The following is a 12,677-nucleotide window of genomic DNA, read 5'->3' as shown; positions in this document are numbered from 1 at the left end:
TGGTACTCGGCATGCCGCCCTCATACGGCCCCGCTTGAGGCGCACGCGACGCACCCCCACACTGTCGGGCTTGGCCGGACCCAAGCCGATGCACGCACCGCTTTCCGCACTCGCGAACCTCCGCGGCGAACTCGGGCGCATACCGCTCACGCGCGCGATGGGCCTTTCCGTCGAGGGCGTGCACGGCGACACGCTGGTGCTCGCCGCACCGCTCGCACCGAACGTGAACGACAAGGGCTGCGCGTTCGGCGGCAGCCTCGCAAGCCTGATGACGCTCGCCGGCTGGAGCCTGCTCGAACTCGCGCTCGAGGCCCGCGCGCTGCCGGCGGACATCTATGTACAGGACAGCAGCATCCGCTACCTCGCGCCCGTATGGCACGACTTCCGCGCGATCGCCGCCCCCGCGCCCGGCGAATCGCTCGATGCGTTCGCCGCAACGTTCGCCGAACGCGGCAAGGCGCGCCTGCGCGTGCACTGCCGCGTGCCGCTGCCCGACGGCGGCGATGCGGCGACGCTCGACGCGCGCTTCGTCGCGCTCGCCGGGCGCTGACGCCGCGCCGCGCTTGCTGCACAATCGGCGCTGCCCTTCGCGGAGGATCGCCATGCATCGCCTGCCGTCCATCCTGCTCGCCGCCGCCGTACTGGCCGGCTGCGCGACCGACAAGATGCGCTCGAAGGAGACCATCCTCGACCAGACCCTGCACAGCTACGGCGCGACGATCCGCTGGGGCGACGTGTCGCAGGCGCTCTCGTTCATCGACCCCAAGGTGCTGGCCGAGCATCCACCGAGCCAGCTCGACCTGGAGCGCTTCAAGCAGGTGCGCATCACCGGCTACAGCGAGCAGCCGATCGTGCCGGTCGGCGAGGACGAGGTGCGCCAGGTCGTGCAGATCGAACTGGCCAACGTCAACACGCAGAGCGTGCGCTCGATCGTCGATCGCCAGGTGTGGAAGTACGACGAGGCGGCCAAGCGCTGGTGGCTGACCACCGGCCTGCCGGACATCGCGCGCCACGAGTGACCGGGCGGCGGCGGCGGCGCGCTTTCCTCGCCACGCGGGGTGCCGGATAATCGGCGGCCGCGCACGCCCGTGCCTCCCCCAGCGAACCCGATGTCCGACGTCCTGCACCGCCTGCCTGAATTCCTCGGCAACCATTTCTACCTCACGCTCGCCTTCGTCGGCGTGCTGGTCGCCCTGCTCGTCACCGAAGCGCAACGGTTCACGCGCGGCTACGCGGCGCTGACCCCGGCCGGACTGACCCAGCTCATCAACCGCGAGAACGCGCTGCTTATCGACGTCTCGGCGTTGGCCGAGTTCGAGAAAGGGCACATCCCGGGCGCCAGGCACGTCGCGATGAGCGCGCTCGATCCCGAGCACAAGGACCTCGCCAAGGCGCGCGACCTGCCGGTCGCGGTCGTCTGCCGCAACGGGCAAACCTCGGCACAAGCCGCACAGCGCCTCAAGAAGGCCGGCTTCTCCAAGGTCTTCTGGCTCGAGGGCGGCCTCGCCGCCTGGAACGAGGCGCAGATGCCGCTGGCCAAGGGCCGCGCCTGACCGGCAGCGGCGCACGCTCGCGGCGTTTGGCCGTCTGTACGTCCATGCACGCCTGCGTTCGCCGCGCGGGGGGGTCGCCGTTCTCGCGTGGTCGCGCCCGTACCGCGGGAACCCGCGCGCACGCGAGCCGCGTGATGCCGCGGCCGGGTAACGCAAGCGCGCGGCCGCCGTGGGGCGAGCCCGCGTGCGCAGTCGGCGCGTCCGTGGGATAATCGACGGCCTTTTACCCTTCCATCGAGCACACCATGGCAGACAACACCAACGGCGCGGCCGCCCCCGAGCAGAACCAGGCGCAGCTGAACCTGCAGCGGATCTACGTCAAGGACGTTTCGTTCGAGGCGCCGGGCGCTCCGCAGATCTTCCAGCAGCAGGGCCAGCCGAACGTCGAGCTGAACCTCGCGCAGCGTGTCGCGGCGCTCGGCACCGACGTCTACGAGGTCGTGCTCAGCGTCACCGCGACCTGCCGCGTCGAGGACAAGACCGCCTACCTCGCCGAAGTGCAGCAGGCCGGCATCTTCGGCCTCACCGGGTTCGATGCGCAGGGCCGCGACGCCGTGCTCGCCACCTACTGTCCGAACGTGCTGTTCCCGTACGCGCGCCAGGTGATCTCCGAGCTCGTGCAGAACGGCGGCTTCCCGCCGTTCTTCCTGCAGCCGATCAACTTCGACGCGCTGTACGCCGAGCAGATGCGTCGCCGCGCCGAATCCGGCGCTCCGCAGGGCGCGAACGCCTGATCCCGCGCGGCCGCGGATGATGGCCGACCGTTCCGTACCGCACGCCGCGCCCGGCCGACGCCGGGCCGCGGCCACGCCATGACGAACATGTTCGCCGTGCTCGGCGCCGGCTCGTGGGGCACTGCGCTCGCGGTGCAGCTCGCGCGCAACGGCGTGCCGACCACGTTGTGGGGGCGCACGCCGCAGGCGGTCGTCGACATGGCGACGACGCGCCGCAACGCGCGCTACCTGCCCGACCTCGAACTCCCCGACGCGCTGCAGCTGTCCGCGGCGCTCGAACCGTGCGTGCGCGATGCCGGCACCGTGCTCATCGCGGTGCCGAGCCATGCCTTCGACGACCTGCTCGAGGCCATCGGGCCATGGATCGCGCCCGGCATCGGCATCGCCTGGGCCACCAAGGGCTTCGATCCCGCCTCGGGGCGTTTCCTGCACGAACTCGTCGCCCAACGCCTGCCCGGCCACGCGGCCGCGGTCGTCACCGGGCCGTCGTTCGCGCGCGAGGTCGCGCTCGGCCTGCCGACGGCGCTCACCGTGCATTCGGCCGATGCCGCGTTCGCGCAGGACGTCGCGCGCGCGCTGCATTCACCGCGTTTTCGCGCCTACACCGGCAATGACGTGCTCGGCGCCGAACTCGGCGGCGCGATGAAGAACGTGCTCGCCGTCGCGACCGGTGTCGCCGACGGCATGCAGATGGGCCTCAACGCGCGCGCCGGCCTGATCACGCGCGGCCTCGCCGAAATGCTTCGCCTCGGCGGCGCGCTCGGCTCGCGCGCGGAGACGCTGATGGGCCTCGCCGGCCTCGGCGATCTCGTGCTCACCTGCACCGGCGACCTCTCGCGCAACCGCCGCCTCGGCCTCGCACTCGGCCGCGGCACGCCGCTCGCGCAGGCGATCGCCGAGATCGGCCAGGTCGTGGAGAGCGTGCAGACCGTCGATACCGTGATGAAGCTCGCCGACGCGCACCGCGTCGAGCTACCGATCACCGCGCTCGTGCAGAAGGTGTTGCACGAGGAGCTGACGCCGACCGAAGGCATGCGCGCGCTGCTCGCGCGTGAGCAGAAGCCGGAGTATCCCGCCTGAAGGCCGAGCGCCGAGGGCTGGCGCGGCGCGGCCTGCGACGCGCCTGAGATCACACGCTGCCGGCGAAGCCGAGTTGGCGCCAGGCTTCGTAGACGACCACGGCGACCGCATTGGACAGGTTGAGGCTGCGGTTGCCCGGGCGCATCGGCAGGCACAGGCGCTGCTGCGGCTCGATCGCGTCGAGCACGTCTTGCGGCAAGCCGCGCGTTTCCGGGCCGAACAGGAACGCATCGCCGTCGGCATACGCGACCTCGTCGTAGCGCATGCGGCCGCGCGTCGACAGCGCGAACAACCGGCGCGGCACGACGGCAGCGAGGAACGCGCCGAGGTCGTGGTGCACGGCAACCTCGGCGAACTCGTGGTAGTCGAGACCGGCGCGGCGGAGCTTGGCGTGATCGAGGTCGAAACCAAGCGGGCGCACCAGGTGCAGCGCGGCACCGCTGTTCGCACACAGGCGGATCACGTTGCCGGTGTTCGGCGGGATCTCGGGTTGGTAGAGGACGACGTGCAGCACGCGCGCATTATCGCGGCGCGCCTCCGGCGCGCAAGCGCGGCGATCACGCCGCGCCTGCGCACGTCCTCAGTCGGCGGCGAGCAGCACGGAGTCGCTGCCGAGCAGGCGCTCGAGCACTGCATCCTGCATCGCGAAGTCGCCGGCGGCCGCGGTGACGCGAACGGTCGGCAGCAGCGTCACCGGCAGGCCTTCGCTCGCGGCGAGTTCGGCCGTCGCCTCGGCGTCGGGATGGGTAGCGCGCGCGGTGACGCGCAGTTCCGGCAGCAGGGTCGCATGCAGCGGCGCGCGCACCTCGATCGACATGCCCGCTTCGGCGGCAGACGCGTGCGGCACGCGCTCGATGGCGAAGGAACCCGCGACCATCGTCGCGGCCAGGGCGGCGCGGATGAGCGGAGTACGGACGTTCATGGCATTTCTCCTCTTGCGAGCTTCCAGTTCGTGCAGAGCAAGCGATGTGCCAACGGCGGAGCTGCCCTGCTCACGGGCTTATGGATGCAGCAAAGGCGAAAAGAGTTGCTAGGCCGGAAGTCACGCCGCGCGCGCGCAGGTTCCGCCAAGAGGCCCGTTTCACGGTCTTTTTCACGCAGTTTTCGCGCGGCGACACGGAGTGCGCCGGCACGAGCGCGCGACGGCCGGCACACGGCGAACGCGTTCGTCGGTGTGCGCCGCAGGCGTCCGCGCGGCGCGGACACGCCCGCGGACACGCCGCGGACAGCTACCAGGCGATCTCGTGCCCGCGCTCGGAGAGGAAACGCCCGCTGTCGGCGGTTCTGAGCGCGTCGATCGTGCGCAGCATCGCCGCCACCGATTCGGGCGCACCGAGCGGCGCGTTCGCGCCGCCCATGTCGGTGCGCACCCAGCCCGGACACAGCGCGACCACGATCGCGCGCCGCGGCGCGAGCGCGAGCGCGAGCAGCCGGGTCGCCATGTTGAGTGCGGCCTTGCTGATCGAGTAGCTCGGGCTGTAGAGCGAATCGGTGCCGCCGATCGAACCGAGCGTGCTGGTCAGGTTGGCCACGCGCACGCCGTCGGTGAAACGCGGCGCGAGCGCCTGTGCGAGCAGGAACGGACCCTGCGTATTCGTCGCGAAACTGTCGGCGAGCGCCTTCGCCTCGATCGAGCCGAAGCGTTCGCCTTCGACGAGCATGCCCGCGTTGTTGACGAGCAGGCCGATGCGAAGGTCCAGCGTGACGATCTCGCGCACGATCTCGGCGATCGAGCGGGTGTCGGGCAAGGTCAGCGGCAACACGAGCAGGTGGCCCGGGTGCGCGCCCGCGAGGCGGGTCAGTTCGAGCGCACGGCCCGGATGGCGGCAGGTCGCGACGACGCGCTCGCCGCGCGCGAGCAGCTGGCGCACGAACTCGAGGCCGATGCCACGGTTCGCGCCGGTGATGAGGGCATGCGCCATGCGCATCTCCTTCCGCGGCGGCGAACCTTGCCGCCGCGGTACAGTCTAAGGCAATACCCCGTTGCGCGCGGCGCACGCACCGGCCGTGACCAACGTCCGTTGCGGCCGCCGTCGGCGCGCGCGTACCCTGCGGGTTTCCCTCGTTCCGCGCAGCGCCAGGAGATCCCATGCGCAAGCCCCTCGCCTTCCTCGTCGCGACCGCGGCGCTCGCCTGCGGCGGTGTCGCCGCACATGCCGCCGGCAGCGATGCGATCGACATTCCGTTCACGCGCTACACCCTGCCGAACGGGCTCACCCTCGTGGTCAGCGAGGACCACAAGGCGCCCGTCGTCGCGGTCAGCGTCTGGTACCACGTCGGCTCGGCGGACGAGCCGGCCGGCAAGACCGGCTTCGCGCACCTGTTCGAGCACCTCATGTTCCAGGGCTCGGAGAACCACAAGGACGAGTTCTTCCGCCCGTTCGAACTCGCCGGCGCGACCGACCAGAACGGCACGACCTGGTTCGATCGCACGAACTACTACGAGACCGTGCCGACCACCGCGCTCGACATGACGCTGTGGATGGAATCGGACCGCATGGGCCACCTGCTCGGCGCGATCGGCCAGGCCGAGCTCGACGAACAGCGCGGCGTCGTGCAGAACGAGAAGCGCCAGGGCGAGAACCAGCCCTACGGCCGCGTCGACGAGCGCCTCGCGGCGAACGCGTTCCCGGCGAACCATCCGTACCACCACGACACGATCGGCTCGATGAAGGACCTCGACGCGGCATCGCTCGCCGACGTCAAGCAGTGGTTCCAGGCGTGGTACGGCGCCGCCAACGTGACGATCTCGATCGTCGGCGACATCACGCCCGAGGCGGCCAAGGAAAAGGTGCAGAAATACTTCGGCGACATCCCGGCCGGCGCGCCGGTGCCGCGCCAGCAGCCGTGGGTCGCGCCGCGCACGGAGTCGACGCGCGACACGATGACCGATCGCGTCGCGCAGACGCGCATCGTGCGCGAGTGGAACGTGCCTGGCCTCGCCGATGCCGACGAAGGCCTGCTCGAACTCGCCGCGGACGTACTCGGCGGCGGCAAGACCTCGCGCCTGTACGAGCGCCTCGTCTACAAGGACAAGCTCGTCGACGACGTATCCGTCACGGTGCAGGCGTTCGCGCTGGCCTCGATGCTGCAGCTCACCGCCGACGTCAAGAACGGTGTCGACCCGGCCAAGGTCGAGGCCGCGATCGCCGAGGAGTGGGCGAAGTTCCTCGAACACGGGCCCACCGAGGACGAGCTCGCGCGCGTCAAGGTCGACAACCGGGCGCACTTCATCCGCGCGCTGGAGAAGGTCAACTCCAAGGCGAGCGTGCTCGCCGAGGGCCAGGTCTATCGCGACGATCCGGCGGCGTACAAGCAGGATCTCGCACGCATGGACGCGGCGACCCCAGCCAGCGTGCTCGCCGCGGCAAAGCGCTGGATCGCGCGCGGCGACTACACGCTGACGATCAGCCCGGCGGCGAAGGACGATGCGGGCGAGCCGGCCGACGAGATGGAAAAGCCGGGCCGGCCCGCGCTCGCCGGCCGCCCGGAGCCGAAGCTTCCGAAGGCGCCCGAACACGCGTTCATGACGACGCCGTCGTCGGTCGACCGCAGCAAGGGCGTGCCGGAGGTGGCGACGTTCCCGGACCTCAGCTTCCCGAAGATCGAGCGCGGCAAGCTCAAGAATGGCATCGACATCGTGCTCGCGCAGCGCCACACGATCCCGGTCGTGCAGGTGCAGTTGCTGTTCGACGCCGGTTACGCGTCGGACCAGGGCCGCAAGCTCGGCACGTCCGCCTTCACGATGGCGATGCTCGATGAAGGGACCGCCGAACTCGATTCCCTCGAGATCGCGCGCCGCGCCGAACGCCTCGGCGCGATCATCGGCGCGGGCTCCGGCCTCGACAGTTCGAACGCGAGCCTCAATGCGCTCGCCTCGCAGCTCGAGCCGTCGCTGAAGCTGTTCGGGGACGTCGTGCGCAATGCCGCGTTCCGCGACGCCGACATCGCACGCATCCGCGGCCAGTGGCTCGCGCGCATCGCGCAGGAGAAGACCCAGCCCACCGGCCTCGCGCTGCGCAGCCTGCCGCCGCTGCTGTATGGATCCGGCCATGCCTACGCGATCCCGTTCACCGGCTCCGGCACGGAGGCATCGATCACTTCGCTCGACGCGACGGACCTGCGCGCTTACGTACGCGATTTCATCCGCCCGGACAACGTGACGATCCTCGTCGCCGGCGATACGACGCTCGAGTCGATCGTCGCCAAACTCGATGCCGTGTTCGGCGACTGGAAGGCCGCCGGGACGCCGGTGCCGAAGAAGAACATCGCGCACGTCGGCGCGCCGAAGAAGCCGCGCCTGTTCCTGCTCGACAAGCCCGGCGCATCGCAGTCGCTGATCCTCGCCGGCGTGGTGGCGCCGTCGACGAAGGCGAAGAACAACCTCGAGATCCAGACCATGAACGGCGCATTCGGCGGCAGCTTCACCTCGCGCCTCAACATGAACTTGCGCGAGGCGAAACACTGGGCCTACGGCGCCGGCAGCTTCCTTTCCAACGCGATCGGCCAGCGTCCGTTCCTTATGTACGCGCCGGTGCAGACCGACAAGACCGCCGAATCGGTGGCGGAGATCCTGCGCGAGGCCAAGGAGATCGTCGGTACGCGCCCGCTCGCGCACGAGGAGATCGACAAGATCAAGGTCGGCGACGTGCGCAGCCTGCCCGGCGAATACCAGACCACGGGTTCGGTGCTCGGCGCAATCACCAGCATGAAGCTGTATGACCGCCCGGACGACTACGTGCAGACGCTGAAGGGCCGCATCGAGGCGCAGACCGACGAGGCGGTGCAGGCAGCCGCGCGCGAAGTCGTGCAGCCCGGCGCGCTGACCTGGGTCGTCGTCGGCGATCTCGCGCGCATCGAGCAGCCGCTGCGCAAGCTCGAACTCGGCGAGGTCGAAGTCATCGACGCCGACGGCAAGAAGGTGCATTGATTGGCGCGATCCCCTGCGCCGAGCGCGCACGGGATCGCTTGCGCATTCGCCGTCGAAACCCGTCGTTCAGCCCTCTCGCGCTAGCATCCGCGCACCCGGATCGGAGGATTCCCATGAAGCGTTGGTCGCCCCTGCTCGTCCTGTGCCTGCCGCTCGCCGCCTGCAGCTGGGGCATCAAGCTCGATTCGGGCGGCGAGAAGGTCCGCACTGCCTGGAATGGCGACGTCGACGGCTGCCGCGACGTCGGCAAGGTGACCGTGTCGGTGATGGACCATGTCGGCCCGATGGATCGCAGCGGCCTCAAGGTGCGCGACGAGCTCGAAGTGCTCGCCCGCAACGAAGCGGCGACGCTCGGTGCCGACACGATCAAGCCGCTCGGCGAGCCGCGCGACGGCGCGCAAGCCTGGGGTGCCTGGCATTGCGGACGCCACGAGCGCGCGCCGATGAAAATCGAGCAGAAGAACGCCGACGGCTCGACCGAGACTTATCCGATCAAGGACTGAAGCATCGCGCCAGCATCGATACTGCGGCGCGCCTATGGCTCGCGTATCGACGTCGACGCGTGCGCGGTGGCGCCCGGCGGTGCCGGACGCGCGTGCCGCGAATGCCCCGGCACGGCCGGGCTCGGCTGTGCGCGCGGACGCACGACCGCGTCGAACGGCACGATCTCGGCGTCGGGATCGAAGCGGCACGGACCCTCGACCATCCCGCCCGCGGTGAGCGTCTCGCACTGCCGTTGCAGTTCGTCGACATCGGGCTGCGGCGCGCCACCGATCCATGCGCGCAATGCCTCCCACCCGGCGGCGCCCTCGGCATCGCTGAAACCGCAGTGCGTCGGCGTGTCCTCGTAGACGATCGCGATGACGCGCTTGTCGGGGTCGATGTTGTCGCGCACGAAGTCCTGGTTGCCGGGCACGACGAGCTGGTCGCGGCTCGTGTGCATCGAGATCACCTTCACTTCACCGGTACCGCCGCGGAAATCCGAGGCTTCGTGCAGTGCGAGCGCGGCCGCGGGATCGGCGACGAGTCGCTCGATGCCGGCGTCGACGGCGGGGTCACTCGAATAGTCGACGCCCGCGGTCGTGAACGGGTTGCGCCCGCCGAGCTTGTCCGCGGCACGCACGATGTCGGCGAGCACGTAGGTCGCATAGCCGATGTTGGTGACGAAGAAGTGCTCGTCCGTGATATGGGCGAAGGCCATCAGCTCGTCGAGCCGGCGCTGCATCGCGTCGTTGCGCAGGTACGGCGGCAGGTTGGCGCCGGTGCAGCGATTCACGGCGACCAGCGCGCTCAGCACGCTCTCATCGTTGCTGAGATCGCCGATGTCGTCGGGGATGTCCCCGAGGTTGACCGCCCACGGCAACGGTTCGTCGCCCTGCGGCAGGCTGCCGGCGTCGCGGCATACGACGTCGTAGGCGAGGCGCAGGTCGATCGCGCTGTCCCACAGCCGCGCACCCGCGGCGGCCGGGCACAACGCGTATGCGCCGCGCATCGGCGGCAGCCCCGGAGTACCGGCCAATTGCAGGGTGATGAGCCCGCCCATCGAGCCGCCGTACGGGATCACTTCGCCGGGCGCGCCGACCGTGTCGGCGAACAGCTGCAGCAGCTCGCGGTTGTCCTCGATCGCGGTGAACAGCGCCCAGCCGCGCTCGCGATAGCTCGTCGCCGCCACCGCGTATCCTTCGGCGAGCATGATCCGGCGCAACGGACCCAGCCCCGGCGCGTCGGCCGGCGCCTTGAGATCGAAACCATGCTGGTAGAGCACGAGCGTATCGCCCGCGCGCCACCCATCGGGCACCTCGAACTTGTACCAGGCGCCCGAGGGCGCTTCGCCGCTGTAGACGCGGGTCGCCGCATGCGCGCCGAACGCCACGCCGAGCGCGAGCAGCGCCAATGCCCGAGTTAGCCAGCTCCGCATCATGTCGCCCTCCTGATCGGCGCCACACTACGAGGCGCTGGCTGAGCGGCGGATTACCGGCGCGCCGCGATCCGGGTACGCCCGGAACGATCGCCGCGGCGGCGCGGGCAGGTAGAATCCGCGCATGTCCGCTGCCCCGCCTGTCCGCACGCCCAATCCCCTGCTCGCCGCGCTCGGCCGCGTGCTTGAAACGGTGCTCGATCGCGCCGCGGGGCTCGATCCGGAGACGCGCGCGCGGCTCGCCGCACTCGACGGACGCGCGGTCACGCTCGATCTCGCCGGCGCGACCGGCCGAAGCGCGCCCGCGTTGCGCATCCGCGTCGGAGGCGACCGCCTGCGCGTCGGCCCCGCCTTCGAGGGCGACAGCGCGTTGCGCGTCGCGGCGACGCCCGGCAGCCTGCTCGGGCTCGCATTCGCGCGCGGACGCGACGATGCGTTGCCGCCGGGGCGCGTGCAGATCGCCGGCGACGCCGAACTGGCACGACGGCTCGAGCAGCTCGCGCGCGGTTACGCGCCCGACATCGACGCCGCGTTCGCGCAGGCGTTCGGCGACGTCGCCGGCACGGCGATCGCGCGCGCCGTGCGCGGTGCGTTCGGCGGGGCGCGCGCGTCGGCGCGCTCTCTCGCGCGTGACGCCGCCGAGTTCCTGACCGAGGAAGGACGCGACCTCGTCGCGCGCGCGGAGCTCGACGGCTTCCTCGACGACGTCGATGCGCTGCGCGAGCGCGCCGAACGGCTCGACGCGCGCGTGCAACGCCTGCGAACCGGTCGCGCATGATCCCGCTGCGCCAGTTGCCGCGCCTGCTGAAGATCGCGCGCGTGCTCGCGCGCCATCGCATCGACGAGCTGCTGCCGGCTTCGCGACGGCCGCGCGTGCTCGCTTGGCTGCGCGCCGTCATGCCGGCGCCCGGCGCCGCCGTGCTCGCACTGCCGCGCGGCGAACGCCTTGCCCTCGCCCTCACCCAGCTCGGCCCGATCTTCGTCAAGTTCGGCCAGATCCTCTCCACCCGGCGCGACCTGCTGCCGGCCGACGTCGCCGACGCGCTGACCCAGCTGCAGGACCGCGTCGCGCCGTTTCCCGCCGGGCAGGCGCGGGCGGCGATCGAACGTGCGCTCGGCGACACCATCGCGGCGCGTTACGCGAGTTTCGACGACGCGCCGCTTGCTTCCGCGTCGATCGCTCAAGTGCATGCGGCGACACTCGCCGATGGCCGCGAAGTGGTGGTCAAGGTGCTGCGCCCGGACATCCATGCGCGCATCGCTGCGGACGTCGCGCTGCTGCGCGCGCTCGCCGGCGTGGTCGAGCGCACGCACCCGAGCGCGGACAAGATCCGTCCGCAGGCGATCGTCGACGAGATCGAGACGACGCTCGTCAACGAACTGGACCTGCAGCGCGAGGGCGCCAACGCATCGCTGCTGCGGCGCAATTTCGCCGGCTCCGACGACCTCTACGTACCCGAAGTGCACTGGTCGCACACGAGCGCGGGCGTGCTCACGCTCGAGCGCGTGCGCGGCATCCCGGTCGACGATCTCGCCGCGCTCGACGCCGCCGGCATCGATCGCGTGGCGCTCGCCGAGAAGGGCGTGCGCCTGTTCTATACGCAGGTGTTCCGCGACAACTTCTTCCACGCCGACGCGCACGCCGGCAACATCTGGGTCGATGCCACGCGCACGGCCGACCCGCGCTTCATCGCGCTCGACTTCGGCATCATGGGCTCGCTGCCCGAGCGCGACCAGTACTGGCTCGCGGAGAACTTCCTCGCCCTGTTCGACCAGGACTACGCGCGCATCGCCGAGCTCCACGTGCGCGCGGGCTGGATGCCGGCGAACGCGCGCCTGGACGAACTCGAAGCGGCCGTGCGCACGGTGTGCGAACCGTACTTCACGCGACCGCTCAGCGAGATCTCGCTCGCCGAAGTCGTGGTCAAGCTGTTCGAGGTCGCGCGCCGGCACGACCTCACCCTGCAACCGCAGCTGATCCTTCTGCAGAAGACCCTGCTCAACATCGAGGGCGTCGGCCGCCTGCTGCATCCGCGCATCGACATCTGGGCGACCGCGAAGCCCGTGCTCGAGCGAATCTGGCGCAAGCGTCGCGGCCCGCGCGCGCTGCTGAAGTCGTTGCGTCGCCGCGTGCCCGAATGGCTCGCTGCGGCGCCCGACATGCCACAGCTCGTGCATACCTACCTGTCCCGCGCAAGTTCCGGCGAGATGGAACTTCGGATCGCCTCCGATGATCTGAGGAGAATCGAGCGCCGCCTGCGGCGCAATCAGCGCGCGACGTTCTGGCTGGCGCTGGGTCTCGCACTACTGGTCGCCGCGGCCTTCGTCCACGACGGCGCGCCGCGAGCGTCGTACCTGCTGGCCGGCGTCGGCGCCGTGCTGGCGCTGGCATCGGCCACGCGGAATGCATGAAACGGTGCCGGCCGTACACCGTACTGAGTGCTACAGGATCTTCCGGAGAA

General features: G+C 70.5%; 13 protein-coding genes. 9 read left to right on the top strand and 4 right to left on the bottom strand.

Going from position 1 to position 12,677, the window contains the following annotated elements:
* Nucleotides 1-88 precede the first annotated feature (88 nt).
* From ACTHK2_RS14270 to ACTHK2_RS14250, 5 genes are all read left to right on the top strand, one after another.
* Nucleotides 89-550 carry a YiiD C-terminal domain-containing protein gene (locus tag ACTHK2_RS14270; protein WP_440246388.1) on the top strand — a complete coding sequence of 154 codons (462 nt, stop codon included), beginning with the start codon at nucleotides 89-91 and terminating at the stop codon, nucleotides 548-550.
* A 52-nt stretch (nucleotides 551-602) separates the two neighbouring features.
* On the top strand, nucleotides 603-1,019 hold the full coding sequence (locus tag ACTHK2_RS14265) for a hypothetical protein (RefSeq protein WP_440246387.1): 417 nt from the start codon (nucleotides 603-605) through the stop codon (nucleotides 1,017-1,019).
* Between the two features lie 90 nt (nucleotides 1,020-1,109).
* Complete coding sequence (locus ACTHK2_RS14260; protein ID WP_440246386.1) at nucleotides 1,110-1,553, top strand: rhodanese-like domain-containing protein; 444 nt, start codon at nucleotides 1,110-1,112, stop codon at nucleotides 1,551-1,553.
* A 245-nt stretch (nucleotides 1,554-1,798) separates the two neighbouring features.
* Nucleotides 1,799-2,287: a protein-export chaperone SecB gene (gene secB / locus ACTHK2_RS14255; RefSeq protein WP_440246385.1), complete on the top strand. Its 489-nt coding sequence runs from the start codon at nucleotides 1,799-1,801 to the stop codon at nucleotides 2,285-2,287.
* A gap of 78 nt (nucleotides 2,288-2,365) precedes the next feature.
* Nucleotides 2,366-3,367 carry an NAD(P)H-dependent glycerol-3-phosphate dehydrogenase gene (locus ACTHK2_RS14250; RefSeq protein WP_440246384.1) on the top strand — a complete coding sequence of 334 codons (1,002 nt, stop codon included), beginning with the start codon at nucleotides 2,366-2,368 and terminating at the stop codon, nucleotides 3,365-3,367.
* Between the two features lie 49 nt (nucleotides 3,368-3,416).
* Here ACTHK2_RS14250 and trmL read toward each other — a convergent pair whose 3' ends face one another.
* The 3 genes from trmL to ACTHK2_RS14235 form a co-directional block, all read right to left on the bottom strand.
* Complete coding sequence (trmL, locus tag ACTHK2_RS14245; protein ID WP_440246383.1) at nucleotides 3,417-3,881, bottom strand: tRNA (uridine(34)/cytosine(34)/5-carboxymethylaminomethyluridine(34)-2'-O)-methyltransferase TrmL; 465 nt, start codon at nucleotides 3,879-3,881, stop codon at nucleotides 3,417-3,419.
* A gap of 66 nt (nucleotides 3,882-3,947) precedes the next feature.
* Complete coding sequence (locus ACTHK2_RS14240; RefSeq protein WP_440246382.1) at nucleotides 3,948-4,289, bottom strand: hypothetical protein; 342 nt, start codon at nucleotides 4,287-4,289, stop codon at nucleotides 3,948-3,950.
* A gap of 307 nt (nucleotides 4,290-4,596) precedes the next feature.
* A complete protein-coding gene (locus ACTHK2_RS14235) occupies nucleotides 4,597-5,289 on the bottom strand; it encodes an SDR family oxidoreductase (protein ID WP_440246381.1) in 693 nt (230 codons plus the stop codon).
* 167 nt (nucleotides 5,290-5,456) lie between these two features.
* On the opposite strand from ACTHK2_RS14235, the gene ACTHK2_RS14230 reads away from it, so the two are divergent.
* Together ACTHK2_RS14230 and ACTHK2_RS14225 are read left to right on the top strand one after the other, a co-directional pair.
* A complete protein-coding gene (locus tag ACTHK2_RS14230; protein ID WP_440246380.1) occupies nucleotides 5,457-8,297 on the top strand; it encodes a M16 family metallopeptidase in 2,841 nt (946 codons plus the stop codon).
* A 113-nt stretch (nucleotides 8,298-8,410) separates the two neighbouring features.
* Nucleotides 8,411-8,800 carry a DUF4156 domain-containing protein gene (locus ACTHK2_RS14225; protein WP_440246379.1) on the top strand — a complete coding sequence of 130 codons (390 nt, stop codon included), beginning with the start codon at nucleotides 8,411-8,413 and terminating at the stop codon, nucleotides 8,798-8,800.
* 32 nt (nucleotides 8,801-8,832) lie between these two features.
* Here the strand turns inward: ACTHK2_RS14225 and ACTHK2_RS14220 are convergent, their stop codons facing one another.
* Nucleotides 8,833-10,218, bottom strand: coding sequence for a hypothetical protein (locus ACTHK2_RS14220; RefSeq protein WP_440246378.1), 1,386 nt, complete (start codon nucleotides 10,216-10,218; stop codon nucleotides 8,833-8,835).
* Between the two features lie 121 nt (nucleotides 10,219-10,339).
* On the opposite strand from ACTHK2_RS14220, the gene ACTHK2_RS14215 reads away from it, so the two are divergent.
* Nucleotides 10,340-10,993, top strand: coding sequence for a ubiquinone biosynthesis accessory factor UbiJ (locus tag ACTHK2_RS14215; RefSeq protein ID WP_440246377.1), 654 nt, complete (start codon nucleotides 10,340-10,342; stop codon nucleotides 10,991-10,993).
* Entirely contained in the window at nucleotides 10,990-12,627 is a 1,638-nt protein-coding gene (gene ubiB / locus ACTHK2_RS14210; protein ID WP_440246376.1) for a ubiquinone biosynthesis regulatory protein kinase UbiB, read from the top strand. Before ACTHK2_RS14215 ends, ubiB begins: the two co-directional genes overlap by 4 nt.
* Nucleotides 12,628-12,677: the final 50 nt, after the last annotated feature.

Origin of the sequence: Dokdonella sp. (assembly GCF_051958935.1) — a bacterium.
GTDB lineage: Bacteria > Pseudomonadota > Gammaproteobacteria > Xanthomonadales > Rhodanobacteraceae > Dokdonella_A.
The sequence above is the reverse complement of the archived record's forward strand: the minus strand, read 5'-3'. Positions and strand labels throughout refer to the sequence as shown.